This is a genomic window from Nocardia sp. NPDC001965, assembly GCF_053594175.1.
On record NZ_JBSFDZ010000027.1, the window covers coordinates 46,937 to 73,263 of the forward strand.

General features: G+C 69.5%; 27 protein-coding genes. 13 read left to right on the forward strand and 14 right to left on the reverse strand.

Annotated features, from left to right (window positions below; all coding sequences use genetic code 11):
• Positions 1 to 78 precede the first annotated feature (78 nt).
• Entirely contained in the window at positions 79 to 1,134 is a 1,056-nt protein-coding gene (hemE, locus tag ACWCPQ_RS27490) for a uroporphyrinogen decarboxylase (RefSeq protein WP_449904104.1), read from the reverse strand.
• Between the two features lie 306 nt (positions 1,135 to 1,440).
• On the opposite strand from hemE, the gene ACWCPQ_RS27495 reads away from it, so the two are divergent.
• Together ACWCPQ_RS27495 and ACWCPQ_RS27500 are read left to right on the forward strand one after the other, a co-directional pair.
• Positions 1,441 to 1,992, forward strand: coding sequence for a DUF3000 domain-containing protein (locus ACWCPQ_RS27495; RefSeq protein ID WP_449904174.1), 552 nt, complete (start codon positions 1,441 to 1,443; stop codon positions 1,990 to 1,992).
• A gap of 38 nt (positions 1,993 to 2,030) precedes the next feature.
• On the forward strand, positions 2,031 to 3,401 hold the full coding sequence (locus ACWCPQ_RS27500) for an HRDC domain-containing protein (protein WP_449904107.1): 1,371 nt from the start codon (positions 2,031 to 2,033) through the stop codon (positions 3,399 to 3,401).
• A gap of 51 nt (positions 3,402 to 3,452) precedes the next feature.
• On the opposite strand, the gene dxs is transcribed toward ACWCPQ_RS27500, so the two are convergent.
• On the reverse strand, positions 3,453 to 5,351 hold the full coding sequence (gene dxs / locus ACWCPQ_RS27505; protein ID WP_449904110.1) for a 1-deoxy-D-xylulose-5-phosphate synthase: 1,899 nt from the start codon (positions 5,349 to 5,351) through the stop codon (positions 3,453 to 3,455).
• Positions 5,352 to 5,582: 231 nt separating this feature from the next.
• Between dxs and ACWCPQ_RS27510 the strand changes: the two genes are divergently transcribed.
• Positions 5,583 to 6,248, forward strand: a complete 666-nt coding sequence (locus ACWCPQ_RS27510) for an SIMPL domain-containing protein (protein ID WP_449904113.1) — start codon at positions 5,583 to 5,585, stop codon at positions 6,246 to 6,248.
• A gap of 36 nt (positions 6,249 to 6,284) precedes the next feature.
• Here ACWCPQ_RS27510 and ACWCPQ_RS27515 read toward each other — a convergent pair whose 3' ends face one another.
• Complete coding sequence (locus ACWCPQ_RS27515; RefSeq protein WP_449904116.1) at positions 6,285 to 7,676, reverse strand: class I SAM-dependent RNA methyltransferase; 1,392 nt, start codon at positions 7,674 to 7,676, stop codon at positions 6,285 to 6,287.
• A gap of 7 nt (positions 7,677 to 7,683) precedes the next feature.
• On the reverse strand, positions 7,684 to 9,672 hold the full coding sequence (locus ACWCPQ_RS27520) for an APC family permease (protein WP_449904120.1): 1,989 nt from the start codon (positions 9,670 to 9,672) through the stop codon (positions 7,684 to 7,686).
• A gap of 185 nt (positions 9,673 to 9,857) precedes the next feature.
• Here ACWCPQ_RS27520 and ACWCPQ_RS27525 point away from each other — a divergent pair, with 185 nt between their 5' ends.
• Positions 9,858 to 10,523: a potassium channel family protein gene (locus ACWCPQ_RS27525; protein WP_449904123.1), complete on the forward strand. Its 666-nt coding sequence runs from the start codon at positions 9,858 to 9,860 to the stop codon at positions 10,521 to 10,523.
• 1 nt (position 10,524) lies between these two features.
• Complete coding sequence (locus tag ACWCPQ_RS27530; RefSeq protein WP_449904126.1) at positions 10,525 to 11,244, forward strand: potassium channel family protein; 720 nt, start codon at positions 10,525 to 10,527, stop codon at positions 11,242 to 11,244.
• A gap of 38 nt (positions 11,245 to 11,282) precedes the next feature.
• Here the strand turns inward: ACWCPQ_RS27530 and shbA are convergent, their stop codons facing one another.
• The 3 genes from shbA to ACWCPQ_RS27545 form a co-directional block, all read right to left on the reverse strand.
• Positions 11,283 to 11,921 carry an RNA polymerase sigma factor ShbA gene (shbA, locus tag ACWCPQ_RS27535; RefSeq protein WP_449904129.1) on the reverse strand — a complete coding sequence of 213 codons (639 nt, stop codon included), beginning with the start codon at positions 11,919 to 11,921 and terminating at the stop codon, positions 11,283 to 11,285.
• A 133-nt stretch (positions 11,922 to 12,054) separates the two neighbouring features.
• The gene (locus ACWCPQ_RS27540; RefSeq protein ID WP_449904132.1) at positions 12,055 to 12,777 is read right to left on the reverse strand and encodes a DUF3159 domain-containing protein; all 723 of its coding nucleotides are present in this window, start codon (positions 12,775 to 12,777) and stop codon (positions 12,055 to 12,057) included.
• Between the two features lie 3 nt (positions 12,778 to 12,780).
• Positions 12,781 to 13,185, reverse strand: a complete 405-nt coding sequence (locus ACWCPQ_RS27545; RefSeq protein ID WP_449904135.1) for an OB-fold nucleic acid binding domain-containing protein — start codon at positions 13,183 to 13,185, stop codon at positions 12,781 to 12,783.
• An 89-nt stretch (positions 13,186 to 13,274) separates the two neighbouring features.
• Between ACWCPQ_RS27545 and ACWCPQ_RS27550 the strand changes: the two genes are divergently transcribed.
• Positions 13,275 to 14,006 carry an alpha/beta fold hydrolase gene (locus ACWCPQ_RS27550; protein ID WP_449904137.1) on the forward strand — a complete coding sequence of 244 codons (732 nt, stop codon included), beginning with the start codon at positions 13,275 to 13,277 and terminating at the stop codon, positions 14,004 to 14,006.
• 75 nt (positions 14,007 to 14,081) lie between these two features.
• Here ACWCPQ_RS27550 and ACWCPQ_RS27555 read toward each other — a convergent pair whose 3' ends face one another.
• Both ACWCPQ_RS27555 and dut read right to left on the reverse strand, forming a co-directional pair.
• The gene (locus ACWCPQ_RS27555) at positions 14,082 to 15,023 is read right to left on the reverse strand and encodes a DUF3710 domain-containing protein (protein WP_449904139.1); all 942 of its coding nucleotides are present in this window, start codon (positions 15,021 to 15,023) and stop codon (positions 14,082 to 14,084) included.
• 1 nt (position 15,024) lies between these two features.
• Positions 15,025 to 15,519, reverse strand: coding sequence for a dUTP diphosphatase (gene dut, locus ACWCPQ_RS27560; RefSeq protein WP_449904140.1), 495 nt, complete (start codon positions 15,517 to 15,519; stop codon positions 15,025 to 15,027).
• Between the two features lie 136 nt (positions 15,520 to 15,655).
• Between dut and ACWCPQ_RS27565 the strand changes: the two genes are divergently transcribed.
• Positions 15,656 to 16,099 (forward strand): DUF3093 domain-containing protein, encoded by a 444-nt coding sequence (locus tag ACWCPQ_RS27565; RefSeq protein ID WP_449904177.1) that lies wholly within the window; start codon positions 15,656 to 15,658, stop codon positions 16,097 to 16,099.
• 13 nt (positions 16,100 to 16,112) lie between these two features.
• Here ACWCPQ_RS27565 and ACWCPQ_RS27570 read toward each other — a convergent pair whose 3' ends face one another.
• Entirely contained in the window at positions 16,113 to 16,415 is a 303-nt protein-coding gene (locus tag ACWCPQ_RS27570; RefSeq protein ID WP_449904143.1) for a DUF4193 domain-containing protein, read from the reverse strand.
• A gap of 392 nt (positions 16,416 to 16,807) precedes the next feature.
• Between ACWCPQ_RS27570 and cei the strand changes: the two genes are divergently transcribed.
• Positions 16,808 to 17,488, forward strand: a complete 681-nt coding sequence (gene cei, locus ACWCPQ_RS27575; protein ID WP_449904146.1) for an envelope integrity protein Cei — start codon at positions 16,808 to 16,810, stop codon at positions 17,486 to 17,488.
• A gap of 17 nt (positions 17,489 to 17,505) precedes the next feature.
• On the opposite strand, the gene ACWCPQ_RS27580 is transcribed toward cei, so the two are convergent.
• Positions 17,506 to 18,417 carry an inositol monophosphatase family protein gene (locus ACWCPQ_RS27580; RefSeq protein WP_449904148.1) on the reverse strand — a complete coding sequence of 304 codons (912 nt, stop codon included), beginning with the start codon at positions 18,415 to 18,417 and terminating at the stop codon, positions 17,506 to 17,508.
• A gap of 210 nt (positions 18,418 to 18,627) precedes the next feature.
• Between ACWCPQ_RS27580 and ppgK the strand changes: the two genes are divergently transcribed.
• Both ppgK and ACWCPQ_RS27590 read left to right on the forward strand, forming a co-directional pair.
• A complete protein-coding gene (gene ppgK / locus ACWCPQ_RS27585) occupies positions 18,628 to 19,386 on the forward strand; it encodes a polyphosphate--glucose phosphotransferase (RefSeq protein ID WP_449904151.1) in 759 nt (252 codons plus the stop codon).
• A 168-nt stretch (positions 19,387 to 19,554) separates the two neighbouring features.
• Positions 19,555 to 20,937 carry an RNA polymerase sigma factor gene (locus ACWCPQ_RS27590; RefSeq protein WP_449904154.1) on the forward strand — a complete coding sequence of 461 codons (1,383 nt, stop codon included), beginning with the start codon at positions 19,555 to 19,557 and terminating at the stop codon, positions 20,935 to 20,937.
• Between the two features lie 80 nt (positions 20,938 to 21,017).
• On the opposite strand, the gene eutC is transcribed toward ACWCPQ_RS27590, so the two are convergent.
• Both eutC and ACWCPQ_RS27600 read right to left on the reverse strand, forming a co-directional pair.
• On the reverse strand, positions 21,018 to 21,818 hold the full coding sequence (eutC, locus tag ACWCPQ_RS27595; protein ID WP_449904157.1) for an ethanolamine ammonia-lyase subunit EutC: 801 nt from the start codon (positions 21,816 to 21,818) through the stop codon (positions 21,018 to 21,020).
• Positions 21,819 to 21,856: 38 nt separating this feature from the next.
• Complete coding sequence (locus tag ACWCPQ_RS27600; protein WP_449904160.1) at positions 21,857 to 23,278, reverse strand: ethanolamine ammonia-lyase subunit EutB; 1,422 nt, start codon at positions 23,276 to 23,278, stop codon at positions 21,857 to 21,859.
• 236 nt (positions 23,279 to 23,514) lie between these two features.
• On the opposite strand from ACWCPQ_RS27600, the gene ACWCPQ_RS27605 reads away from it, so the two are divergent.
• Together ACWCPQ_RS27605 and ACWCPQ_RS27610 are read left to right on the forward strand one after the other, a co-directional pair.
• The gene (locus tag ACWCPQ_RS27605; protein ID WP_449904163.1) at positions 23,515 to 24,735 is read left to right on the forward strand and encodes a sensor histidine kinase; all 1,221 of its coding nucleotides are present in this window, start codon (positions 23,515 to 23,517) and stop codon (positions 24,733 to 24,735) included.
• Positions 24,732 to 25,394 carry a response regulator gene (locus ACWCPQ_RS27610; protein WP_449904165.1) on the forward strand — a complete coding sequence of 221 codons (663 nt, stop codon included), beginning with the start codon at positions 24,732 to 24,734 and terminating at the stop codon, positions 25,392 to 25,394. The genes ACWCPQ_RS27605 and ACWCPQ_RS27610 overlap by 4 nt, the downstream gene beginning before the upstream one ends.
• Positions 25,395 to 25,413: 19 nt before the next feature.
• Here the strand turns inward: ACWCPQ_RS27610 and ACWCPQ_RS27615 are convergent, their stop codons facing one another.
• Positions 25,414 to 25,773 (reverse strand): DUF952 domain-containing protein, encoded by a 360-nt coding sequence (locus ACWCPQ_RS27615; protein ID WP_449904168.1) that lies wholly within the window; start codon positions 25,771 to 25,773, stop codon positions 25,414 to 25,416.
• A 269-nt stretch (positions 25,774 to 26,042) separates the two neighbouring features.
• Here ACWCPQ_RS27615 and ACWCPQ_RS27620 point away from each other — a divergent pair, with 269 nt between their 5' ends.
• Positions 26,043 to 26,237 (forward strand): DUF7455 domain-containing protein, encoded by a 195-nt coding sequence (locus ACWCPQ_RS27620; RefSeq protein ID WP_067664704.1) that lies wholly within the window; start codon positions 26,043 to 26,045, stop codon positions 26,235 to 26,237.
• The last annotated feature ends 90 nt before the right edge of the window (positions 26,238 to 26,327 follow it).

The window sequence follows — 26,327 nt, forward strand, 5'->3', positions numbered from 1 at the left end:
CCGGAGGTGGACGGCACCGGATGGGATCCGCCGGGCGTACCGCTCCGCATCACGCACGGTATGCCCCGGCGGCTCGGCTCAGAGTTCGTGGACCAGTTCGACCAGCGCGGTCAGTACGCCGGGGTCGGTCTCGGGGAGTACCCCGTGGCCGAGATTGAAGATATGGCCGGAGGCGCCCATGGCCAGGGCAGCGTCCGCCTCCTCGGCGATCCGGCGGGCCTCGGACTCCACCACCGGCCAGCCCGCGAAGAGCACCGCGGGATCGAGGTTGCCCTGGAGTGCTTTGCCCGCGCCCACCCGGCGCACCGCCTCGGTCAGCGGCAACCGCCAATCGACACCGACCACATCGGCACCGGCTTCACCCATCGCGCCGAGCAGCTCCCCGGTGCCGACGCCGAAGTGGATCCGAGGCACCCCGGCCTCGGCGAGTTCGGCGAACACCCGCTCGGAATGCGGCAGCACGAAGCGGCGGTAGTCGGCCAGCGAGAGCGCCCCCGCCCACGAATCGAACAGCTGCACCGCGTCCACCCCGGCCGCGAGCTGAGCGCGCAGGAATACGAGGGTGATATCGGTGAGGGCGCCGAGCAACGCGTGCCAGGCGGTGGGATCGCCGTACATCATGGCTTTGGTGCGCTCGTGATGTTTGCTGGGGCCGCCTTCCACCAGATACGACGCGAGGGTGAACGGCGCGCCGGCGAATCCGATGAGCGGCGTCTGCCCGAGTTCGTCCACCAGCAATCCGACTCCGTCCGCGACCGCACCCACTTCCTCGGGTCGCAGCCGCGGCAGCGCCTGCACATCGGCGGCCGTGCGCACCGGTGCGGCGACCACCGGACCGACGCCGGGCACGATATCGAGATCGATTCCGGCCGCCTTGAGCGGAACGACGATATCGGAGAACAAAATGGCCGCGTCGACCCCGTGCCGCCGGACCGGCTGCATGGTGATCTCGCAGACGAGTTCCGGGTCGAAACACGACTGCAGCATCCCGACACCCGTCCGGACCTCGCGATATTCCGGTAGCGACCGGCCCGCCTGACGCATGAACCACACCGGGCGCCGGCCCGGTGCGGCGCCGGTGGCGGCGGCCAGGAACGGGGCATCGGACAACCGGCGGCGCGTATATGTGCTCATCACACGCCATCGTATGCGGCCCCGGACAAGTCGGCGCGCACGCCCGCACACCACAGCCGGCGGTCACCGATCGCCGCCGATCCGCTCTCCTGGGCGGCGGCTGGGCGCACCCCGGGGGTGGTTGCGCGCTGTTTACCACGATCGGGCCCGCACACGCAGCAACAACGGTCGCCCGGCGCGCCTCCGCACGCCCCGGGTGCTACGGGTCTACCGTCATTCCCCGTGACACCGCTCGATATCCGCGACGGCGCACCCGACGATGGGCCCGGCGACGAACCCGCATCGTTTCGCGCTGCCGTCTCGGCGATGGGCGCCGCATCCGTACATCCGCGGATCGAGCTGTCCCCGATCCGTCCGCCGCAGCGTCTCGCCCCCTACTCCTACGCGCTCGGCGCCGAGGTGATCCACGAGGACTCGCCGGTCGTCCCGATCGATTCCGACGACGACGCCTTCGGGCGCCTCATCCTGCTCCACGACCCCCACGGCGACGAAGCCTGGCACGGCGTGTTCCGCCTGGTCGCGTATATCCAGGCCGATATCGACGGCGCCCTGGCCGCCGACCCGCTACTACCCGAGGTCGCGTGGAGCTGGCTCGTGGACGCCCTGGAATCCAGGGAGGGACCGTTCACCGCACTCGGCGGAACGGTGACCTCCACCAGTTCGGTGCGGTACGGCGATATCGCCGGTCCACCGCGCGCGCACCAACTGGAGTTACGGGCGTCGTGGACCGCCCGCAGCACCGAGATGCGACCTCATGTGGAAGCGTTCGGCGAAGTCCTGGCGTACGCGGCGGGTCTGCCACCGGCCGGGATCACCGATCTGCGTCCCTCCCCGGCCGGCGATATCGACCGTGGTTGAATATCGGACGTGGCTCCGGCCACGTAGAGTGGCCCTTTATGCCGGTAGTAGAGGAGCCCGAACACCTGTCCGGTGACCACCCGGATGGTGGCACCGGCCTGTCTCCGGCGTCCGATCCGGCGCCACGGCAGGATGCTGCCGCCCCGGCGGCCGATTCCGAATCCGCCGAGCCCACTGCCGTTCCACTGCTGGTTCCCGCCGAGGGAATCCCGCCGGTCTGCCGGACCGCCGAGGCCGTGGCGGCCGCCGCCGAGCGTCTGGCGGGCGGCACCGGGCCGCTGGCCGTGGACGCCGAACGCGCCTCCGGTTTCCGGTACTCGTCGCGGGCTTATCTGATCCAGTTGCGCCGGGCGGGCGCGGGCACCGTCCTCATCGATCCGATACCGGTCGCCGACGCGCTGGCGCCGCTGGCCGAGGTGATCAACGGCCTGGAATGGATTCTGCACTCGGCCGACCAGGACCTGCCGGGCCTGGCCGAGCTGGGTTTACGCCCGGCGGCGCTGTTCGATACCGAATTGGGTGGACGGCTGGCGGGATTCCCCCGGGTCGGCCTGGCGGCCATGGTCGAACAGTTGCTCGGCCGGGAACTGCGCAAGGGTCACGGCGCCGCGGACTGGTCCACCCGGCCGCTCCCGGAGGCCTGGCTCAACTATGCCGCCCTGGACGTGGAGCTACTGGTAGAGCTTCGGGAGGCCGTGGCCGCGTCACTGACCGACCAGGGTAAGACCGATTGGGCCGCACAGGAATTCGAACACATCCGGTTGCTCGAACCCGCCGCGCCGAAACCGGACCGCTGGCGGCGCACCTCCGGTATCCATACGCTGCGCCGCGCCCGGCAGCTGGCGATCGTGCGCGAACTGTGGACCACCCGCGACACCCTGGCGCGCGGCCGGGATATCGCACCGTCGCGGATCCTGCCGGATTCGGCGATCGTCGCGGCCGCGAAGGCCGACCCCACCTCCATCGGGCAGCTGCGGGAACTTCCGGTCTTCGGTGGCCCGCGGCAACGCCGCTACTCGCGGGAATGGCTGGGGGCGGTGGAACGCGCCCGCCTACTACCCGACGAGGAGCTGCCCCGGATGAGTCAGCCCTACGACGGCCCGCCACCGGTGAACCGGTGGGAACGTCGTGACCCGGTGGCCGCGGCGCGGCTGGCCCGGGCCCGCACGGTGATGACCCGGATCTCCGAGCGGGTCGCGGTACCGGTGGAGAACCTGCTCTCCCCCGATCTGGTACGCCGGTTGTGCTGGGACGGCCTGGCCGACTACCGCGGTGGACCGGGGACGGCTGCCGACGAGATCTCCGCGGCCGTCGACGGCTTCCTGAAAACTCACGGGGCTCGGCCCTGGCAGCGGGAACTCGCCGCCGAGCCGCTCGCGGCCGCGTTGATCGACCGGTCCGAAGACTGACCGGCGTACCGGACAGGTAGCGAGTGCGCTACCCATCCGGTCCGGTAACTGTCAGGGCACGTCCAGCCAGCCGGCGACACGGCGGGCGATATCGGGGGCGGTGAGACCGAGTTCCTGCCGTACCTGGGTGATACTGCCGTGGTCCAGGAATTCCTGTGGGATACCGATATCGCGCGCGGGCACGTCCAGCCCCGCGGCCCGCAGCCGGGCCGATACGCTCGCGCCGATTCCGCCGTGCAGACCACTGTCCTCCAAGGTCACCACCAGGCGGTAGTTCTCGGCCAGTTTGACGATCGTGTCGGAGACCGGCAGCACCCAGCGCGGATCGATGACCGTGGCGGTGATCCCGTCGGCCTCCAGCAACTCCGCGGCCTGCAACGTGGCCGGCACCAGAGCACCGACGGCGACGAACAGCACATCGCCACGCTGGGCCTGCGCCGACGGGCCCTCCCGATCCGGCAGCCACAGCACATCCACACCGTCGAGGCGTTCCATCGCCCGGATCTCGGCGCCCACACTGTCCTTCGGGAACCGCAACGCGGTGGGACCGTCGCTCACCGCCAGCGCCTCGGCCAGTTCCTCGGCCAGGGTCGCCGCGTCGCGCGGTGCGGCGACCCGCATACCGGGCACGATGCCGAGCAGCGACAGATCCCACATACCGTTGTGGCTGGCGCCGTCCGCTCCGGTGATGCCGGCGCGGTCCAGGACCAGAGTGACGGGCTGTTTCAGCAGTGCCACGTCCATCAGCAGCTGATCGAAGGCCCGGTTGAGAAAGGTCGAATAGATGGCCACCACCGGATGCAGCCCGCCCAGCGCGAGCCCCGACGCCGAGGCCAGCGCATGCTGTTCGGCGATACCGACATCGAAGAGCCGGTCCGGGAAACGGTCACCGAAGGCGGACAATCCGGTGGGCCCGGGCATGGCCGCGGTGATCGCGACGATGTCCTCCCGGTGCTCGGCGTGGGCGATGAGTTCCTTGGCGAACACCGAGGTCCAGCTGACCGAGGTCCCGGTGCTCACCGATTCGCCGGTGAGCGGGTCGATCGGGCCGCAGGCGTGCATCTGATCGGCCTCGTGGTTCTCGGCCGGTTCGTAGCCGTGGCCCTTCTGGGTGACCGCGTGAACCACCACCGGACCGCCGAAATCCTTGGCGTGGCGCAACGCCGATTCGAGGGCGAGGAGATCGTGGCCGTCGACCGGGCCGACGTATTTGAGACCGAGATCGCTGAACAGCTCCTGCGGGCTCACCGCGTCCTTTATCCCGGCCTTGACGGCGTGCACCATCGAATACGCGGAATCACCCACGCCCGGAATACTTTTCAGTAAACGGCGGCCGGTGTCGAGCATATGCTCGTACACCGGCTGGGTGCGCAGCGCCGTGAGCCGGTCGGCCAGCCCGCCGATGGTCGGCGCATAGGAGCGGCCGTTGTCGTTGACCACGATGACCACCGGGCGGTCCTTCGCGGCCGCGATATTGTTCAGTGCCTCCCAGCACATACCGCCGGTGAGCGCACCGTCCCCGACCACCGCCACCACATGGCGGTCCTGTCCGGTGAGGGCGAACGCCTTGGCCAGACCGTCGGCATAGGACAGCGACGCCGAGGCGTGTGAAGACTCCACCCAGTCGTGCTCGCTCTCCGAGCGGCTCGGGTATCCGGACAGTCCGTCCTTGCGGCGCAGACTGTCGAATCGGTCCTTGCGACCGGTCACGATCTTGTGCACATAGGCCTGGTGCCCGGTATCGAAGATCAACGGGTCGGCGGGTGAATCGAAAACCCGGTGCAGGGCGAGGGTGAGTTCCACCACCCCGAGATTCGGGCCCAGGTGGCCGCCGGTGACGGCGACCTTGTGCACCAGGAACTCGCGGATCTCGGCCGCCAGCTCCCGCAGTTGCGGTGCCGAGAGCCGACGCACGTCTTCGGGCGTATCGACCCGGGAAAGCACTCCCACCTGATTCGCTCCCTCCGGATAGCGCAGTTGATCCGACCAGTCTAGGAGCCGCGGCCGACTGCACCACCCGGGCGGCGAGCCGTACACACCTCCGTACCGGGCCGGAACCGCGGTCCGGCGTATCGCTCCAGCCTAAGGTGAACGACGGGTGCCGCGCGAACCGTGTCCGGCCGCGGGCCCCGGGACAGCGGCGCGCCGCCGGCCGCCGGAGACCGACCGTGAGGAGACCGGATGACCCAGCCGCAGGCCGCGACGGTGACCGTATTCGGATACGGCAGTGTGCGCGCCACCCCGGACCGGATCGTGCTCACGATCGGCGTCGAATGCCGCGCGAGCACCGTGAACCTGGCCTACGACCGGGCGGGCCGGAGTGTGACGGCCCTGACCGCCGCGCTGCGCGACGACGGCGTACCGGCCGCCGACATCGGTACCGGCATGCTCTCGGTGCGATCGGATACCGCCTGGCAGGACGGCACGTCACGAGTGATCGGCTATATCGCGACCAGCACCCTCACGGTGGTCCTCGCCGCCGCGGTCGATCCCACCCGGTCGACCCCGTCGGAGATCGTCGCCCATGCCGTCGCGGCGGGTGGGGACGATGCGCGGCTGGGCGGCCTCCAGCACACCTTCGCCGACCGGGAACGGTTGCTGGAGCGGGCACGGGACGCCGCCTGGGACAACGCACTGGACAAGGCACGGCAGTACGCACGCCGGGCCGCCCGGGAATTGGGCCCCGTGCTCGAGATCACCGAACACACGACCGCGCCGCCGCCGCAACAACCCGCCGAACCCGGCGGCATCCGGCTGGTCGCCGCGTCGGACCCGGCGGCGGTGCCGATCGAATCGGGTGAGGCCGAGATCACCGCGACGCTGCGGGCCACCTGGCAGCTGAAGTAACGGATGCGCCGGGCGGTCCCGGCGCATCCGGTGGCCTCAGCGTTCCAGAAGCGCAAGACATTCCACGTGATGGGTGGCGGGGAACGCGTCGAAGGCACGCAGCGCGCTCAGCTCGTACCCGGCATCCAGATAGAGGCGCAGATCGCGGGCGAACGACGCCGGATCACATCCGATGTGCACGATCCGGTCCGGTTCGGCGGCAGCGACGGCGTGCACCACCGGTTTGCCCGCCCCCGCCCGCGGTGGATCGAGCACCACGACCCGCGGCCGCGCTCCACGGTGTCCGACCGCCCACTGTTCGACCCGGCCGGCCCGGAGCTGCAGCCACGGCAGATCGCCCAGCGCGGCATTACCGTCGGCGACAGCGGCCGGTGCGGATTCCAGGGCCAGCACCGTGCCGGTGGACCCCACCTGCTCGGCCAGCCGCGCGGCGAACACCCCCGCCCCGCTGTACAGATCCCAGGCGGTCGCGCCGGCTCCCGGATCGGACCACTCGGCGACGATATCCGAATAGCACTGCGCGGCACCGCGATGCGCCTGCCAGAATCCGGCCGCGGAGATCTCCCAGCGGCGGCCGGAGACATACTGCACAGCCCGGCCGCTACCCTCCACCACGAATTCGTCGCGGTCGGCGTGCGCGGCGGCCCGCCGGGCCGCGGTGTGGCGGCGTTGCGCGCCCGGTGTCTGCGGCTGCGCGCCCGCGACCGCGTCGCGGTCGGCCGAACGCGGCCCCCGCGGGCCGCCCGTTCGCCGGTCCGCGCGACCACCGGGTCCGGACCGGCCGCCGTGCCGGCCACCATCCCGGTGGCCGGTCCCCGGCGCCGGTGGGGCGATTTCGACGATATGGCGGGCCCCGGTGTCGTCGACCGCGATCACCAGTTCCGCACCGGGCATCCAGCGACCGCGTTCGATACCGTCCAGGGCGCGCGACACCGGCTGCGGACAGCGCAGATCGGTCAGCACACCGGTGCTGCGATAGCGGTGCACACCGGCCCGGCCATCGGCGTCCACCACCAGCCTGATCCGGGTCCGCCAGCCACCGGTCTCGTCACCCGCTCCGGTGACCGGTTCCACCTCGACCGCGCGCTCGAGCCGGGTGATCCGGCTCAACTGCTCGGATACGACGGCCGCCTTCAGCCGGCGCTGCGCCGCCGCGGTGGCGAAGGAGAAATCACAGCAGCCCGCCCCACCCGGACCGGATACCGGACAGGTGGCCGGTATCCGGTCCGGTGACGCCTCGACGATCTCCACGGCGTCGGCCCGGCAGAACGAGCCGCCCCGATCCTCGGTGACCCTGGCTCGCACCAGCTCGCCGGGCAGCCCGTGCCGGACGAACACCACCCGGCCTTCGTGGCGAGCCACGCAGAACCCCCCGTGCCCCGGTGGTCCGAGCCGTACCGACAGCACCCGTTCACGCCAGGAACTCATGGAAACCTCACCCGTTGTCGCCGTATCCGCGGCGTACCGCGCCCGGCGCCGCGGGTTCGCCCGCCACCCGGGCGCGGGCCGAGGAACTGAGCTGCCACGGCACGCTGGTCACCATCACGCCCGGTTCGAACAGCAACCGGCCCTTCAACCGCAGCGCGCTCTGATTGTGCAGTACCTGCTCCCACCAGTGCCCGACGACGTATTCGGGAATGAAGACCGTCACCACATCACGCGGCGCGTCCTTACGCACCCGCTTGACGTATTCGAGTACCGGTTTGGTGATCTCGCGGTAGGGCGATTCGATCACTTTCAGCGGTACCGGGTTGTCGCTTCTCTCCCAGTCCCGCACGAGCGCGCGGGTGTCGTCCTCGTCGACGTTCACGGTGATCGCCTCCAGCGTGTCCGGGCGCCCGGCCCGGGCGTAGGCCAGTGCCCGCCGGGTCGGCAGATGCAGCTTCGATACGAGGACGATCGAATGGGTGCGACTCGGGAGCACGCCGTCCCATTCGTGTTCTTCCAGTTCCCGGGCCACCGAGTTGTAGTGGTGGTGGATCATCTTCATGATCACGAAGATCACCGCCATGGTCACGATCGCGATCCAGGCGCCGGCGAAGAACTTCGTGATCAGCACGATCACCAGGACGGCACCGGTGGCCACCAGGCCCAGCGCGTTGATGGCCCGGGAGCGCATCATCCGGCGCCGTTCGGCCGGATCGGTCTCCCGGCTCAGCAAGCGGCTCCAATGCCGGAGCATGCCGGTCTGGCTGAGGGTGAACGAGACGAACACCCCGATGATGTAGAGCTGGATCAGCCGGGTCACTTCCGCATCGAACGCGATGACGAACGCGATCGCGCCGATGGCCAGGAACAGGATGCCGTTGCTGAACGCCAGCCGGTCCCCGCGGGTGTGCAGCTGGCGCGGCAGGAACCGCGCCTGCGCCAGCACCGAGCCGAGGACCGGGAACCCGTTGAAAGCCGTATTGGCGGCCAGTACCAAGATGACCGACGTGACCACGGCGACGAAATAGAAGCCCGGGGTGAAACCGCTGAAAACCGCGTGCGCGATCTGCGCGATCAGCGTTTTCTGGTGATAGTCCGCGGGCGCGCCGACGAGTTGCTCGGGATGTTCGGCGAACACCACATGCGCCTGCCGGGCGAGCACGATCATGCCGAGCAGCAACACGATGGCGATCGCGCCCAGCATCAGCAGTGTGGTCGCGGCATTACGCGATTTGGGTTTGCGGAAGGCCGGAACCCCGTTGCTGATCGCCTCGACACCGGTGAGCGCCGCACACCCGGAGGAGAACGCGCGCGCGAGCAGGAAGATCAACGCCAGCCCGGCCAGATGCTCGTCTTCGGCACGCAGTTCGAAGGACGCCGATTCGGCGCGCACGTCGTCGTTCAGCACGAAGATCCGGATCAGCCCCCACACCAGCATGGTGAACATACCGAACAGGAAGGCGTACGACAGCAGCGCGAACAACCGGCCGGACTCGCGCACCCCGCGCAGGTTCATGGCGGTGATCAACGCTATCGCCGCCACCGCGAACAGCACCTTGTGCGTGGCGATGAACGGGATGGCCGAGCCGATCGTCGACGCGGCCGACGAGATCGACACCGCGACCGTCAGGACATAGTCCACCAGCAACGCACTACCGACCGTCAGCCCGGCCGTGGCGCCGAGGTTGGTGGTGACCACCTCGAAATCACCGCCGCCGGACGGGTAGGCGTGCACGTTCTGCCGATAACTGGTGACGACGATGACCAGTACGACCGCAACGGCCAATCCGAGCCACGGGGCGTAGGCGTAACCGGCGAGCCCGGACACCGACAGCACCAGGAAGATCTCCTCGGGCGCATACGCGACCGAGGACATCGCATCCGAGGCGAACACCGGCAGCGCGATTCGCTTCGGCAGCAGGGTGTGGCCCAGGGAGTCACTACGGAATGGCCGCCCCAACACCAGACGCTTGGTAGCGGTCGTCAACTTCGACACTGGACGGAGCATAAGCCCCCGCGCCCCGCTGCGCTGCGAGGCATCACCGGAAGGCGGGGTTTGACGGCCCCCGGAGGGGGGAACGAGGCTGAGGGCGAGAACCAGCGAGTACGGTTCGTTTTCGCAGCAGCCACACGGCTGTTTCACTTGCCGTAGGGCAGACCGAGTCAGGAGCGAGGTTCACCGTGTACGTGGTGATCATGGGATGCGGCCGGGTAGGGGCGTCGCTGGCCCGTGCCCTGGTCCGGATAGGTCACGAGGTCGCCGTGATCGACCGCAACCCGGACGCGTTCCGCCGGTTGGGCGCGGATTTCGCCGGTGAGCAGGTCGTGGGTGTCGGTTTCGACCGCGACGTACTGCGCCGGGCCGGTATCGAACGGGCGGGCGCGTTCGCGGCCGTCTCCTCGGGCGACAACTCCAACATCATCTCCGCCCGGGTGGCGCGGGAGATGTTCGGTATCGAACGGGTGGTCGCCCGCATCTACGACGCCAAACGCGCCGCGGTGTACGAGCGCCTCGGAATCCCGACCATCGCGACGGTGCCCTGGACCACCGACCGTTTCCTGCACACGCTGATCGGCGACGCGGGCACCACCACGTGGCGGGATCCCACGGGCACCGTGGCCGTCGCGCAACTCCTCCTGCACGAGGAGTGGTACGGGCGCACCGTCAGCGAACTCGAGGACGCCACCGGCGCCCGGGTCGCGTTCGTCATCCGATTCGGGCAGGGCATCCTGCCGGACGCGAAAACGGTCGTCCAGGCCGACGACATCGTGTACGTGGCCGCCACCTCCGGCTCCGCCGGTGAGGCCGTCGCGCTCGCCGCGAAACCTCCAGCCAGCAAGGACTGATATGAAAGTGGCCATCGCCGGAGCCGGGGCCGTCGGCCGGTCCATCGCCCGCGAACTACTCCGTTCGGGACACAGCGTGATGCTGCTCGAACGCCAGCTCGACCATATCGACCGTGATTCGGTGCCCGAAGCCGTCTGGGTGCACGCGGACGCCTGCGAACTCGCACTGCTCGAGGACGCCGGCCTGGAGGACTACGAAGTGGTCATCGCCGCGACCGGCGACGACAAGGCCAATCTCGTGCACAGCCTGCTGGCGAAAACCGAATTCGGGGTTCGCCGGGTGGTCGCGCGCGTCAACGACCCCCGCAACGAATGGTTGTTCGGCGATTCGTGGGGAGTCGATGTCGCCGTCTCCACACCCCGCCTGCTCGCCTCGCTCGTGGAGGAGGCGGTCTCGGTGGGCGATCTGGTCCGGTTGATGACCTTGCGGCAGGGGCAGGCCAATCTGGTCGAGCTCACCCTGCCCCCGGATACGACACTCGCCGGAAAACCGGTACGCAGCCTGACCCTGCCGCGTGATTCCGCGCTGGTCACCATCCTGCGTGGTGGCCGGGTCATCGTGCCGCAGCCCGACGACCCGTTCGAGGGAGACGACGAACTGCTGTTCGTGGTTTCCGCGACCGCCGAGGAGCAATTGCGCGCGGTGCTGGCCCCGCACGGTATCGAACCGGTGGGCGGCGGCACCACAGGCCTGGCTCCCGCTCAGGACGCCGAATACTGACCACCCGACAGCATTCGGCCCGTTCCTGAACGCGGGCGTCAGGCCGCGAGCGGCTGGGCCGCGCGCGAGCGCAGTTTGTTCAGTGCCCGGTACTGCATGACGCGGACCACGCCGGGGGTGGTGCCGATCGCCACCGCGGTCTCGGCGGCGCTCCAGCCCAGCACGACCCGCATCACCAGCACCTTCCGGTGCACGGGGTTGAGTTGGGCCATCAGGGCGCGGACCAGGTCGCCTCGTTCGGCGGCGAGCGCCCATTCCTCCGGGCCGGCCGCGGTCGATACCGCGTCGGGGAATTCGGCCACCGGGTAGGCGGGATGGACCTGTGCGCCCCGGAAGGCATCGGACACCTTGTTCGCCGCGATGCCGTACACGAACGCGAGGAACGACTTCCCTTGGTCCCGGTAGCGCGCGATGGCCTGCACGGTGGCCATCAGCACCTCCTGCGCCACATCGTCGGCGGTGACGTGCAGATGGTTCGCGTTGCCGAGACGCGTGCGGCAATAGCGCTGCACCAGCGGCTGGATCAGCCGCAGGATCTCGGCGACGGCGGCGCGATCACCCGCGGCCGCGGCCGGGACGAGAATTTCCAGTTCCGCGGACACCAGGCGGCTCCGGGACCGCACCGGATGCTCGTGCCCCCGCTCCGGGCGGGTGATCGTGTGCTGCTCGGTTCGCATTCGCCAGTCCTCTCGGCAGATCGTCTTCCTCAGACGATGGTCCGATGAATGGCAGCCCGGAGATAGACACCAAAGGGTGGGTCCTGGACCACCCTTACGGATGACACGGACCCACCCTGTGGACGACGTGGGGTCAGTCGGCGGCGGAATGCCGTCCGGAAGCGGCGGGCAGATGTCCCGCGCGGCGCACCGCCCAGACCGTCACCACCAGCGCTACGGCGGTGAGCGGCCAGCCCATCGCGATCCGCGCGGCGGCGAGCCAGCCGGTGCTGTCGGCGTCGTAGAGATGATGCTGGACCAGGTAGCGGGCACCGAATACGAGCACCCACGCGACGGTCGCGATGTCGTAGAGGCGGACCACCCGCGGGTCACCCCGCCAATCACCACCGTGGCCGTTCAGCACACCCCACACCACACCGACCAGCGGGCGGCGGATCAGGATCGAGATCAGGAACGCGGCGCCGTAGAGAAGGCTGGTGTAGATACCGAACAGGAAGAAACCCTTGGCCTCCCCGACCCGCCAGGCGATCAGGGCACAGATACCGACGCCCACGAAACCGGAGATGGCCGGCTGGATCGGCTCGCGGCGGATCAGACGCCACACCAGGATCGCCGCCGCTACGCCGAGCGCGGCCCAGATGGCCGCGGTGAGCCCGAACAGGGTGTTCACCGGGACGAAGACCAGCACGGGCAGCGTCGAATAGATCAGGCCGCCGAAACCGCCCAGTTGCTCCAGCAGGGTCTGCTTCGCCGGTTCCGTGCGGTCCTCGTCGGACACGCCCTCGGCGGGTGGCGGATCAGGGACGGCCTCGACCCGGGGCAGTCGCGTGGTGGCGTACTCGTCGCTCGATGGCATACGTCAGCTGTTTCCGCGCAATTCGTAGTAGGGGTTGAAGATCACCTTACGGCCTTCGCGTTCACCGATGCGGCCACGCACCATGATGCGCCGGCCCGATTCGATACCCGGGATCCGGCGGCGCCCGATCCACACCAGTGTGATGGCGTCGGTGCCGTCGAAGAACTCCGCCTGCACGCTGGCACCCGAGGCCTGCGGACAGGAGTCGACACTGCGCAGACGGCCCAGCATCGTCGCCTCCTCACCGCGCCGGCACTCCGACACCCGGCAGGCGCCCGACGCGTCGGCCGTCTCCGCCAGCTCCTCGGCGTCGAGCTGATCGAGATCCTCGGTCAATCTGCGGCCGAGCCTGCGAAAATATCCGGTCGCGGACTTGGCGCCCGCTTTTCTTCCTGCCGCGGAAGACATCGCCTGCTCTCCTGTGCGCGGATGACATGGGTCGCACACCATCCGAATTTCCTGCTACGGCCCGGCTGTGGCCGTACCCGCCACTGTAGATGGGTACCGGCGGCACCGCTACGCTCGGTCCGGTGTTCGATACCCCACGTCCGGCTGTCGTCGTCGCCCTGCCCGGAACCGGTTCCGACGCATACTTCGCCCGCCGCGCGTTCGGCCCCGCATCCGCCGCCGCCGGACTCGATTTCGTCGCGGTCGATCCGGATCCGGGCGCGGTGATCGAGAGTTATCGCACAGCCCTGGACGACGCCGCGGCCCGCGGCCCGGTGCTGGCGGCCGGGATATCGCTCGGCGCAGCGGTCGCCGTGGAATGGGCGGCCGACCGCGACCCGGCCGGCGTCAGCGGCGTCGTCGCGGCATTGCCCGCCTGGACCGGTCCCGATACCGCGCAGTGTCCCGCCACCCACAGCGCCGCGGCCACAGCGGCCCAGCTGCGCGCCGACGGCCTCGAACCGGTGATCGCCCGGATGCGGGCGAGCAGTCCCGGGTGGCTGGCCGACGCGCTGACCCGTTCGTGGCGGTCCCAGTGGCCCGGACTGCCGGGTGCGTTGGAGGAGGCCGCGCAGTACAAGTGGCCGGAGGCGGCCCTGCTGGAATCGCTGGATGTACCGCTGGCGGTGATCGCGGCGGCCGACGATCCGGTGCATCCGGTGACCGTGGGGCGGGAATGGGCGCGCCGGGCGCCCCGATCGGTGCTCACCGAACTGACCCTCGACGAATTCGGCGCCGATCCGGGCATTCTGGGACGGCTGGCGCTGAGCCGTCTCGGCTGACGCCGGCGTACCGTTTGTCCACGGTCCCGCGACCCTGCTCCGGCCACCGCCGGGAACAGGATCGCGGGTCGTCGATCAGTTCCGGCCGAGCTGCTGCATCGCCGAACCCTGCGCGCCGCGGCGCGGCTGCTGCGGCTGCTGCGGCGGCAGCACCGCGGGTGTCGGCGACGGCCGGGCGCTCGGGGGCGGGGTCGCCACCTGCTGCTGGGCCTGCTGTTGCTGCTGCTGATGGGCCGCGGTGAGTTGTTCGGCGAGTTGCTGAGGCAGTACCACCGGCAGCGGTTCCCGGACCGGCAGCGCGTCGGTACCCCGCCGGATGATCGTTTCGCTCAGCACCGTGCGTGCCGCCACGACCAGCGGCCCGCCCGCGGCGGTCGAACCCGACGGCCCGGCCGCGACCAGCCGGATCATCCAGCGGTAGCCGTCGACACCGATGAATCGCAGATCCGCGCCCTCGGTGACCGCCACCAGTTCCCGGCCCCACGGGCCTTTCTCCACCGAGACCCGGGCACCGTCCTTGCGCAGCGATTCCGCGAGGTCCGCGGCGACCGTGCGCCACTGCCCCTTCGATTTCGGCGCGGCATAGGCCGCCACGGTGATCCGACCGTGCTCGGTGGCCAGATGGACCGCCTGCGGAGTGCCCTGCGGGGTCATCTCGACCTGCAACTGCCCGCCCGGCGGTACCGGCAGGATCACCGAACCCAGATCGAGCCGGGTGTCGGCGAAATTCTCCAGCACCTCGGCGACATCGTCGTAGTCGTAGGGACCACGCCGCTGTGGTTCGGTATCGGGATCGTCGATCGCGGCATCGTAGGCGTCGCTGTAGGCGGCACCGCCGTAACCGTCGTCGTAGCTCTCGTCGTAGGCGTCGCTGTAGGAACCGTCGGCGTAGGAATCGTCGTAGTCGGCGCGGTGGTACCCGCCCTCGTCGTACTCCTCGTATTCACCGGTCTCGTACTCGCCGGTGTCCTGCCCGTCGTCGGATCTGCGTCCGCCGGATTTCCGTCGTCCGAACATGTCAGGCCTCCTTGCCGTCGGCGGCGTCCGCCCCGCCCGGCGTCAAACTCGCGTGTCCCCCGCTGGATCCGTGCCCGCCCGTACCGCGGGCCGACTCGTCGAGCCGGTCCACCGCCACGAAATCGACCAGTTCCACCCGCTGCACCAGCAGCTGGGCGATCCGGTCGCCCCGGCGCAATTCGACGGCGGTTCGCGGATCGTGGTTGATCAGGCACACCTTGATCTCGCCTCGATACCCGGCGTCGATCGTCCCCGGTGTGTTCACCACGGATAGTCCGGCCTTGGCCGCCAGCCCGGAACGGGGATGGATCAGGCCCACGGTGCCCACCGGCAGCGCGACGGCGATACCGGTGCCTACCAGTACCCGCTCCCCCGGCTCCAGGACGACATCCTCGGCGGTACACAGATCCACGCCCGCGTCGCCCTCGTGGGCACGCGTCGGCATGGGGATCCCGGGGTCCAGCCGGAGCAGCGGTATCGGTGAGAGTGCGTTCACGTCCGACCAGCCTACGCGCAGGCCCGGCGTGCGTGTCGCTTAGTGTTGAGTCGTGTCCGACCAGCCTCGACCCACCGAAACCGAGCACCCCGCGCAGCGCCTCGCGCGACCGGAAGCGACCGTCCATCGCGAGCGTCTGTGGGTACCACTGTGGTGGTGGCCGGTGGGTTTCGCCCTCGCCGGTCTACTCGCCGCGGAGATCCATATGGGAGCGCCCGGCCTGCGGGCCTGGCTGCCGTATGTCCTGCTGTTCCCGGTACCCGTCTGGGTGCTGCTGTGGATGAGCCGGCATCGGCTCGAGGTCGCACCGGATGCGACGGGCACGCCCGAACTACGGGTGGATCGTGCCCATCTTCCGGTGTCCTTCGTCGCTCGTGCGACCGTGGTGCCCAAGAGCGCCAAGAGTGCGGCACTGGGCCGCCAGCTCGATCCCGCGGCGTACGTCCAGCATCGCCCGTGGATCGGCACCCTGGTGCTGCTGGTGCTCGACGATCCCGACGACCCGACGCCCTACTGGCTGGTCAGCACGCGCCGGCCCACAGCGGTCCTCGCCGCGCTCGGGATCCCGAGCGCGGGATGACCTCACGTCCCGCTCAGGCCGCGCAATCCATGCAGATGAGCTGACCGCCGCTCTCGCTGGCCAGCCGGCTGCGGTGGTGTACCAGGAAACAGCTCGAGCAGGTGAACTCGTCGGCCTGCTTCGGGATCACCCGAACCGTCAGCACTTCCTCGGACAGGTCCGCGCCGGGGAGCTCGAACGACTCCGCGGTATCGGATTCGTCGACATCCACGACGGCGGACTGGGCCTCGTTGCGACGAGCCTTCAGCTCCTCCAGCGAATCCTCCGACACATCGTCGGATTCGGTGCGCCTCGGTGCGTCATAGTCGGTTGCCATGTCGTCTTCCCCTCGTCCTTACTCCGTATATCCGGATCGGCACACGCTGTCTTCTCGACCGCGCCCGCCGCCCCGCCGGTGGTGCACTTCACACCCGCACCGGTCCTCTATCAGGGCGAATCCGGCAGACTCACCTCTGATAGCGTCCGGACAACGCATGAGTTGCCCTGCTTGTTCCCACGACCGAACGCCGATTTACTCATGGATATTTCGGTCTGGGCGGGCAGACAATAGCGGACGGTGCGGAAAATGTCGCAATCGAAACCCGGCCGTGTCGAAACCGCTGGGCAATCGATACGCGGCGCGGAGCGTGCCGTGACCGGCCCCGCTAACGCGCCCGGAGCGGCCTGGGTAATGCGCGGCACCCGAGTCCGGGTACGTACAGTATCGACGTGGTTTCACTGATCACCGAAGGCAGTCCGACGGATGCAAAAGGCCGTCCGTATCCGCGCCGACGGCCGCGGCCCTGGCTCGTTCTCGTCATCGTGCTCGTAGTTGTTTGCGCAGGTCTGTGGGTAAAAGCACTGACCACCAACGATGACGACCACACGCCGATGGCGTGCAGTTCTCCGACCCCCGCGACCGATCCCAAGGCCGGCCCGCAGCCGCTGCCCGGACAGCGGGTGGGCTCGAGCCGGCTCGAGGACGTGGAACCGGCGCCGATGGGTGGCACGAAGGTGCGTGTCCTGAACGCCAACGGTCAGCGCGGTCAGGCCGCGCATGTCGCGGCACAGCTCGGTGATCTGGGTTTCGGCAGCCCGCCCGGCGATCCTTACGGTAACGATCCGGTATACGCCAACGGTGATCTGGAATGCACCGGGCAGATCCGGTTCGGTGAGAACGGCCGCCCGGTCGCGGCCGCGGTGCAGCTCGCGGTGCCGTGTGCCGAGCTCGTCGAGGACAAACGGTCCGACGAGTCGGTCGATCTGGTGCTCGGTTCGCTGTTCGGTGGCGACCTCCAGCCGAACAACGACGCCGAGGAAGTGCTACGTCTGCTGAAGAACCCGGTCAGCGGCGAGAGTCCCGCAATCGACCCGGACATGCTCGCGGCGGCGCGCACCGCGCGCTGCTGACGTTTCGGCCCGAGCCGTCAGTTCTCCGGAATCGGCTCGGATACGCCGAGCCGGTCGAGCAGCGCGAACAGTTCGTCCCCGATACCGGGAGCAGCGGCCACCACCAGCGCCCCGTCGGCGCCGGTGGTGGGTAGCGGCGGCAGCCGCAGCACCGCACCCGCCTCGGCCGCGATCAGCGCACCGGCCGCCCAATCCCACGGATTCAGGCCGTGTTCGTAGTGCGCGTCCACCCGCCCCTCGGCAACCATGCACAGATCCAGCGCCGCCGCACCGATCCGGCGGATATCGCGCACATGCGGCAACAGGTCGGCGATACGGGCGGCCTGCCTGGTCCGCCGAGGCACTCCGTAGGCGAACCCGGTGGCGACCAGCGCCAGCCGCGCCGATTCCACCCGATTGCAGCGCAGCGGCGTATCGGTGCCGTCCGGCCCGATCCGCAGTGCGCCCGACCCGGCCGCCGCGGTGTAGACCGTCGACGCGGCCACATCGGCCACGGCCCCGGCGACCGGCCGGCCGCCGCGCACCGCGGCCACCGAGACCGCGTACGCCGGGATGCCGTACAGGAAGTTCACGGTGCCGTCGATCGGGTCCACCACCCACACCACCTCGTCGTCGCCCACGGCGGCCAGATCGCCGCCGCCCTCCTCGCCGAGGATGTGATCATCCGGGCGCAGCCGGGCCAGTTCGTCGCGGATCAGCTGTTCGGTCTCGGTATCGACGACGGTCACCGGATCGGTCGGGGTGCTCTTGGTGCGGACCGCGGCTTCGGCGGCGGCGGTAGAGGCGAAGACCTCGGGTCGCCGGGCCCGGACATGCGCGGCCGCGATACCGGCCAGATGGGTGGCGATCCGGCGCAGCACGGTGGCGTCGGCGGGGGCGGGTTCGGCAGCAGCGGTGAGAGTCCAAATCGTTTCCGGCACGTCCTCCATCGCAGCACAGATCCTGCGATCGGGGCATCCGGGCGCGCGCATTACCCTTGTCGTGCACACCACACCGGCGGAGTGCGGCCCCGGAGGAGGCAGCACGACGCGTGTGGCCGGCCGATGCCGCCCGGAGTTGTTCGCGCGCGGCCCCGCCCCACACGAAAACCGGTGCGGCGCACGACCACATCTGCCAGCACAGGGAACGAGGGAACCCGCATGTCCGTTCGACGGCACGCGTTCGGTATCGATATCGGCGGCAGCGGCGTCAAGGGCGCCGCGGTCGATCTCGACACCGGGGAGCTCGTGCACGACCGCATCAAGATCTCGACCCCGCATCCGTCCACCCCGGACGCGGTGGCCGCGGCGGTGGCCGAACTGATCGAGACCGCGAACTGGGACGGACCGGTGGGCCTGACCCTGCCCTGCGTGGTCCTCGGCGGTGTCGCGCATACCGCCGCGAATGTCGACAAGGCCTGGATCGGCACCGACGCCCGGGCGCTGTTCTCGACGGCACTCGGCGGCCGGGAGGTCACCGTGCTCAACGACGCCGATGCCGCCGGACTCGCCGAGGACCGTTACGGCGCGGCCCGCGATATCGACGGCCTGGTTCTCCTGCTGACCTTCGGTACCGGTATCGGTTCCGCGTTGCTCAACAACGGCTCGCTCGTCCCGAACACCGAACTGGGGCATCTCGAGATCGGCGGTATGGAAGCCGAGCACCGGGCCGCCGCGTCGGTCAAGGAGCGGGAGAACCTGGACTACCCGGAGTGGGCCGCCCGGGTGAGCACGGTATTGAGCGGTCTGGAGGATCTGTTCTGGCCGACGGTGTTCGTGGCCGGCGGCGGGATCAGCCGCGACGCCGACCAGTGGATTCCGCTGCTCACCAACCGCACCCGCGTGGTCCCCGCGAACCTGCGGAACACAGCGGGTATCGTCGGCGCGGCCATGGCCGTCGCCGCCGGGATCACCCCCTGAGGTTGTGCACGGCACAGGCCAGGGCACACTGGTCGGATCGTTACAATGGAAGAACCCGGCGGTGAGCCGGACCCCCGACCGGCGTTTTAGCCGGTAAACCCGACAGACCGCTCCGCCGGAATACTACTCTGGCGTGACGCCGCACGAGACCGTCACGAAAGGGCGTACGTGGTAGCCACGAATACCCGTCAGACAGCCGAATCGGCCGACGCCGAGGCCACGGAAGTTCCCGCGGCACGCCCGGCTCGCAAGGCCGCGGCCAAGAAGGCTCCGGCCAAAAAGGCCGCTGCCAAGAAGGCTCCGGCCAAGAAGGCCGCTGCCAAGAAGGGAGCCGCCAAGAAGGCTCCGGCCAAGAAGGCCGGGAGCGCCGGTGCCCCGGGCGCGGGCGAGGAGCAGCTCGACGATGATTCGCTCGAAGAGGCGGATCTCGGCGATCTGGAGGTCTCCGAGGACGATCTCGCCGAAGAGGGCGACGAACTCGTAGCCGAGGCCGTCGAGGAGGAAGCCGAGGGCGAGGCCGCCGACGGCACCTCCGAACCCACCGCCGCGGACAAGGCCTCCGGCGATTTCGTCTGGGACGAGGAGGAGTCCGAAGCGCTGCGCCAAGCGCGAAAGGACGCCGAACTCACCGCCTCCGCCGACTCGGTGCGCGCCTACCTCAAGCAGATCGGCAAGGTCGCGCTGCTGAACGCCGAGGAGGAGGTCGAACTCGCCAAGCGGATCGAGGCCGGGCTCTACGCCGCGGAGAAGATGCGCGAGTTCACCGAGGCCGGGGAGAAACTCCCCGTGGCCACGCGCCGCGATTTCAACTGGATCATTCGGGACGGCAACCGCGCCAAGAACCATCTGCTCGAGGCGAACCTGCGTCTGGTGGTCTCGCTGGCCAAGCGCTACACCGGCCGCGGTATGGCATTCCTGGATCTCATCCAGGAGGGCAACCTGGGCTTGATCCGCGCCGTCGAGAAGTTCGACTACACCAAGGGCTACAAGTTCTCCACGTACGCCACCTGGTGGATTCGGCAGGCCATCACCCGCGCCATGGCCGACCAGGCGCGCACCATCCGTATCCCGGTGCACATGGTGGAGGTCATCAACAAGCTCGGGCGTATCCAGCGCGAGCTGCTCCAGGATCTGGGCCGGGAGCCCACTCCGGAGGAGCTGGCCAAGGAAATGGACATCACCCCGGAGAAGGTGCTGGAGATCCAGCAGTACGCCCGGGAACCCATTTCGCTCGATCAGACGATCGGCGACGAGGGCGACAGCCAGCTCGGTGATTTCATCGAGGACTCCGAGGCCGTGGTCGCGGTGGACGCGGTCAGCTTCACCCTGCTGCAGGATCAGCTGCAGTCGGTGCTGGAGACCCTGTCCGAACGCGAGGCGGGTGTGGTGCGGCTGCGGTTCGGCCTCACCGACGGCCAGCCGCGCACCCTGGACGAGATCGGCCAGGTCTACGGGGTCACCCGTGAGCGGATCCGGCAGATCGAATCCAAGACCATGAGCAAGCTCCGGCATCCCAGCCGATCGCAGGTCCTGCGCGACTACCTGGACTGAGGTCCGGCAGCGCTCGCGCAACGGCCCCTGGACACATCCGGAACCCCCGGTTCCCGCGGTGCCCAGGGGCCGTTGCGCGGCTACCCGGGTTCGGTTTCCGGTAACGCACCGGACGGTCCCGGCGGCAGCGCGTCGCGGGAAGTGTCCTTCAGGTCGACACCGGAACGGCCGAGCCGCCGGGCGCCCGCCACCAACGCGGCGACCACCTCGGCTGCCCGGTGGTAACCCAACCCCTCGGGCGGATGGATATTCGAGACGCAGTTCCGGTCGGCGTCGGTGCGACCGGGACGTGGCAGGTGGGTCAGATAGATACCGAGACTGTCGGCCACCGAGAGTCCGGGGCGTTCACCGATCAGCACCAGTACCGTCGAAACCCCCAGCGCGGCAGCGATATGGTCGCCGAGTGCCACGCGTGCCTGCGTCGCGACAACCGGCGGCGCGATCGAATACCGCGGGCTCAGCACCGCCAGCAGGGCCGCGACGGTCGGCGGACCGTGTGCGGTGAGCGCCCGGGCCGAGAGTCCGTCGGCGAGGACCAGGCCGATCTCGGCACCCGAGTGTGCCGGCGCGAGAATCCCGCCGACCGCGTCCGGCCCGACGGCGGGCAGCCGTCCCAGATCGGGGCGGCGCAGATACTCGGCGCGGTCCCGGGCCCGGCTGGCGATGTGCACCGGTTCACCCACTCCGAGTTCGGCCAGCCGCGCGCACAGCGCCGGTACGTCCACCGGGGTGTGCACGGCGTCGCGGGCGGCGGCGTGCGCGGCCGCGAATTCCAGCACCCGGCGAGTGGGCAACGCGTCACCGGCGCGCCCCAGTCCGATACGCGCCTGGGTGAACGACCGCAGTCCGAGCCAGAACTCCTGGGCTTGCTCGTCGTTCATCGGTCCCCTGTCCGTGGTCGGTCGCCGCTCGGCCGGTGTCATCGGCCCGCCGTGAGCGCGCGCAACGGTGAGGCGCCGGGCGCCACCGGCAGGATCCGGCCCGTCTCGTCCAGCATCCCGAGCCGGTCCAGCCACGCGGCGAATTCCGGAGCGGGCCGCAGGCCCAGCACCCGGCGGGCGTACAGCGCATCGTGGAAGCTCAGACTCTGGTAGCCGAGCATCACATCGTCGGCGCCGGGCACCGCGATGACGAAAGCACACCCGGCGGCCCCCAGCAGGGTGAGCAGGGTGTCCATATCGTCCTGGTCGGCTTCGGCGTGATTGGTGTAGCAGACGTCCACACCCATCGGCAGGCCCAGCAGTTTGCCGCAGAAATGATCTTCCAGTCCGGCCCGCACGATCTGTTTCCCGTCGTACAGGTATTCCGGGCCGATGAACCCGACCACGGTGTTCACCAGTAGCGGACGCAGCTCCCGGGCCACACCGTAGGCACGGGCCTCCAGGGTCTGCTGATCCACCGGTTTCCCACCTGTCCCCAGATGCGCGTCGGCCGACAGGGCCGACCCCTGCCCGGTCTCCAGGTACATCACATTGTCGCCGACGGTGCCGCGGCGCAGGGACCGCCCGGCTTCGTTCGCCTCGCGCAGCAGGGCCAGGTCCACCCCGAACGCGGTATTGGCGGCCTCGGTACCGGCGACGGACTGGAACACCAGATCGACCGGCGCACCGGCCGAGATCAGTTCGATCGTGGTGGTGACATGGGCCAGCACACACGATTGCGCCGGAATGTCGAAGCGGGTGCGGATATCGTCGAGCAGCGTCAGCAGCTCGGCCGCCGCCCGCGGCGAGTCGGTGGCCGGATTGACCCCGATCACGGCATCGCCACAGCCGAGCAGCAGGCCGTCCAGGACCGCCGCGGCGATACCGTCGAGGTCGTCGGTGGGGTGGTTGGGCTGTAACCGGGTGGCCAGGGTTCCCGGGGTACCGATGGTGGTCCGGAATGCCGATCCCACCCGGGCGGCATGCGCCACGGCGATCAGGTCCTGATTGCGCATGATCTTGCTGACCGCGGCGACCATCTCGGGGGTCAGTCCGGGCGCGAGGTCGCGCAGGGTGGCGGCCGGATCGCGAACGCCCTCCCCCGCGGCGATACCGAGCAGCCGGTCCCGCAGACCGCCGACGGTGAGCGCCGCGACCGGGGCGAACGCCGCGGCGTCGTGGCTGTCCAGGATCAGCCGGGTGACCTCGTCGGTTTCGTAGGGGATGACCGGCTGCTCGAGGAACTCGGTCAGCGGGATATCGGCCAGCACCCACTGGGCCGCCGCGCGCTCGGCGTCGGTGGTCGCGGCACAGCCGGCCAGTTCGTCGCCGCTGCGCCGGGGCGTGGCTTTGGCCAGTACGTCCACCAGACCGTCGAAGTGATGGTTCGTACCGGCGAGTCGCTGGGTGTAGACCTTCATCCGGATCCTGTCCGTGCGGACCGCCCGCATCGCCGTGTCATCGGGCACCGGAGGCGATCGCGTGGGCGGCCGAAATACACCGTCCATCCGCAGATTACCGCCGCCGCCGGATCCGCGCCCCACACAGCGACGCCACGGCCGCCGCTCCGGCGGTTCCCGTGACCTCGGCACTCCGTACCGGGCCGCTCATCATTTCGATGGATCCGGGATACGGACCGGTGTGCTGAGATGAACGAATGGGACGGTGGTCGGCGTTATCGGCGACGACACGTGACGTCGTCGTCGCGGCCGGATGGTTCCTGTTCGGCGTGCTGCTGTATCTGGCCGGCTTCGACATGATGTTCGCCACCGAAGCGGAGGCGGGCCCGCTGTGGCCCCGCATCGTGATCCTCGCGCTGGCGAGCTCGGTGCTGCTGGTGCGGCGCCGGGCACCGATCACGGCCATGGTGCTGGGCCTGGTGCCGCTGGCGCTGGATCTGTCGCTCGGGCCGACGCTACCGGTCTGGCTCGTCTACACCGATCTCATCTACGCGGCGGTGGTGTACGGCACCCGGCGCCAGATGGAGGGCGCGGTCGTCGCCTGGCTGGCCCTCTCGGCGACCGCGGCGGGCATCGTCCTGGCGATCACCGGCGACTGGCATCTGATGGCGCTGGCCCTGGTTCTCGCCGCTGCCTTCGTCGGCACCTCGCTGTGGTGGGGCCTGACCGTGCGCGCGCACAAAGAGACCGCCGATGCCGAACGGGCCCGCGCTCGCGCGCAATCACTGGTCGCCGAACTGGACCGGCAGGCAGCCGTGGCCGACGAACGCAAGGCGATGGCCCGCGACCTGCACGATGTGATCGCGGGCCACCTGTCGGCGATCGCGCTCCAATCCGAGGCGGCGCTGGGCACTCTCGACGGGGCCGCCGCCGACCCGCGGCTGGCCGGGGTACTGGGCTCCATCCGCACCAACAGTGTCGAGGCACTGCGGGAGATGCGGACCATGATCGGGCTGCTGCGCCGCGACGGCGATACCGATCAGACCACCGCCCCGGGGCGGCTGGCTCAGCTGCCGGGATTGGTGGCAGCCGCCCGGCAGGCAGGTATGCCGGTGCGAGTTCAGCTGGATCTCGGCGCGACCGTACCGGCCGGCGCGGTCGACCAGGCGGCCTACCGAATCGTTCAGGAAGCGGTGACCAATGTGATGAAGCACGCGCCCGGGCAGCAAGTGGATATCGATGTACGCGCCGAATCCACGGCACTGACGGTGACGGTACGCAACACGCTGACCGGCGGACCACCACCCGCCCCGGACCCCGGTACGGCCGCTGCCGACCGGCGCGGACTGACGAATATGCGCGAACGGGCGACCGCACTGGGCGGGACATTGCGGGCGGGGCCCGAAGCCGGTGTCTGGTGGGTTCGCGCCCGGCTGCCGCTGGCCGCGGTGCCCGGGACCACCGGTGATCCGCGGTGACGATCCGGGTCCTGATCGCCGACGATCATGCCGCGATCCGCGCCGGACTGCGCATGATCCTCGACGGGGCCGGTGATATCGAGGTCGTCGGCGAGGCCGCCGACGGGGACGTCGCCGTATCCCAGGCCCGTGCGTTGCGGCCCGATGTGGTGCTGATGGATGTGCGGATGCCCGGGGTGGACGGCATCACCGCGACCACCCGGGTCACCGGCGAGGGGCTCGCCCGGGTACTCGTCCTCACCACTTTCGACCTGGACGAGTACGTGTTCCGCAGCCTGCGCGCAGGCGCCGCGGGTTTCGTGCTGAAGTCGGTCTCGGGACCCGCCCTGATCGACGCGGTCCGCGCGGTCGCCGCGGGTGAGGGCGTGCTGGCCCCGGAGGTCACCCGCGCGGTGATCGACGCCTTCGCCGGGACACCTGTCGAACGAACCCCGGAACCTCCCCCGGGTATGGCCGAACTCACCGGCCGGGAGAGAGAGGTGTTCGACTGTCTGGGCGGTGGACTGTCCAACGCCCAGATCGCGACACGGTTGTTCATCAGCGAGACCACGGTGAAGACACATGTCTCACGCGTACTGACCAAGCTGGGGATGCGCTCGCGCGTACAGGCCGCGATCCTGGCACGTGAACTCGGTGACGGCACACCCGGGCCCCGGTAGGGGTGCCCGGGTCACCCGTTCAGCCGGTCAGCGGCACGAACAATCCGTCGGGGCCGGGCAGATAGCTGTCGACGCCGAGCACGGATCCGACCGGCAGCGGACCGTACAGATGTGGGAAACGCAACGCTGGATCGTCGCTCGGTGCGCCCGGTTCCCAGCGCACCGGCGACGCGAGCAGATCCGGATCCAGCCGCAGCAACAGCAGATCGCGCCTACCTGCGAAAAGCCGGTTGGCGGGGAGGTGCACCTGCTGCGGCGCGGAGAGATGGACGAACCCCTCCGACCGCAGCGAATCGGGTCGATGCATGCCGCGTTCCCGGGCAAGTGCCCACTCACCGGGAGTACAGAGGTGAACAAGGGTGTGAGTGTCACAGGGCACGGGTAACCTCCGATACACAACTCGACAGTCGGTACGGAGCAGCGGCACTACGTTTTCCACCTCCGCCCCGCGGTGTTCGCCACAGGCGGAAACCGCTGGTCGTGTTAGGGAAAACACAGTGGTTCCCCAGTGGGAACAAAGCCGATGCCCCGAACGTCTGACAGAGTAGTTACACCACTGCTGGGAAGTAGCGGAAGCGAGCCCGCGGAGTGACCACGGGCCTCACACCAGGTGAACGGTATTGTGCCGGAAGCCAGGACGGAGGAGTCATGCCAGGAACCCTGACTAGCACCCCACTGACCGCGGTCGATCGCTGCGATCGCTGCGGGGCGGCGGCGCGTGTGCGTGCTGTTCTGCCCGCAGGTGGCGAGTTGCTCTTCTGCCAGCATCACGCGAACGAACATATGGAACGACTGCGCGAACTGGAAGCCGTGATCGATACGGAATCCGCTCCCGCGCTCTGACCCGTCCTCGCGTCCGACACAACAGTACCGCGTTCAACGTCTCCTCGGCGCGGACGTACCTATCGGCCGGATCCAGGAATCCGCCGCGCC

Excerpts from the sequence above, each read along its gene's own strand:
- hemE (WP_449904104.1), bottom strand. The coding sequence starts at position 1,134 with ATGAGCACATATACGCGCCGCCGGTTGTCCGATGCCCCGTTCCTGGCC.
- ACWCPQ_RS27495 (WP_449904174.1), top strand. The coding sequence starts at position 1,441 with ATGGGCGCCGCATCCGTACATCCGCGGATCGAGCTGTCCCCGATCCGT.
- ACWCPQ_RS27500 (WP_449904107.1), top strand. The coding sequence starts at position 2,031 with ATGCCGGTAGTAGAGGAGCCCGAACACCTGTCCGGTGACCACCCGGAT.
- ACWCPQ_RS27510 (WP_449904113.1), top strand. The coding sequence starts at position 5,583 with ATGACCCAGCCGCAGGCCGCGACGGTGACCGTATTCGGATACGGCAGT.
- ACWCPQ_RS27515 (WP_449904116.1), bottom strand. The coding sequence starts at position 7,676 with ATGAGTTCCTGGCGTGAACGGGTGCTGTCGGTACGGCTCGGACCACCG.
- ACWCPQ_RS27530 (WP_449904126.1), top strand. The coding sequence starts at position 10,525 with ATGAAAGTGGCCATCGCCGGAGCCGGGGCCGTCGGCCGGTCCATCGCC.
- shbA (WP_449904129.1), bottom strand. The coding sequence starts at position 11,921 with ATGCGAACCGAGCAGCACACGATCACCCGCCCGGAGCGGGGGCACGAG.
- ACWCPQ_RS27540 (WP_449904132.1), bottom strand. The coding sequence starts at position 12,777 with ATGCCATCGAGCGACGAGTACGCCACCACGCGACTGCCCCGGGTCGAG.
- ACWCPQ_RS27545 (WP_449904135.1), bottom strand. The coding sequence starts at position 13,185 with ATGTCTTCCGCGGCAGGAAGAAAAGCGGGCGCCAAGTCCGCGACCGGA.
- ACWCPQ_RS27550 (WP_449904137.1), top strand. The coding sequence starts at position 13,275 with ATGGGTACCGGCGGCACCGCTACGCTCGGTCCGGTGTTCGATACCCCA.
- ACWCPQ_RS27555 (WP_449904139.1), bottom strand. The coding sequence starts at position 15,023 with ATGTTCGGACGACGGAAATCCGGCGGACGCAGATCCGACGACGGGCAG.
- ACWCPQ_RS27570 (WP_449904143.1), bottom strand. The coding sequence starts at position 16,415 with ATGGCAACCGACTATGACGCACCGAGGCGCACCGAATCCGACGATGTG.
- ACWCPQ_RS27580 (WP_449904148.1), bottom strand. The coding sequence starts at position 18,417 with ATGGAGGACGTGCCGGAAACGATTTGGACTCTCACCGCTGCTGCCGAA.
- ppgK (WP_449904151.1), top strand. The coding sequence starts at position 18,628 with ATGTCCGTTCGACGGCACGCGTTCGGTATCGATATCGGCGGCAGCGGC.
- eutC (WP_449904157.1), bottom strand. The coding sequence starts at position 21,818 with ATGAACGACGAGCAAGCCCAGGAGTTCTGGCTCGGACTGCGGTCGTTC.
- ACWCPQ_RS27600 (WP_449904160.1), bottom strand. The coding sequence starts at position 23,278 with ATGAAGGTCTACACCCAGCGACTCGCCGGTACGAACCATCACTTCGAC.
- ACWCPQ_RS27605 (WP_449904163.1), top strand. The coding sequence starts at position 23,515 with ATGGGACGGTGGTCGGCGTTATCGGCGACGACACGTGACGTCGTCGTC.
- ACWCPQ_RS27620 (WP_067664704.1), top strand. The coding sequence starts at position 26,043 with ATGCCAGGAACCCTGACTAGCACCCCACTGACCGCGGTCGATCGCTGC.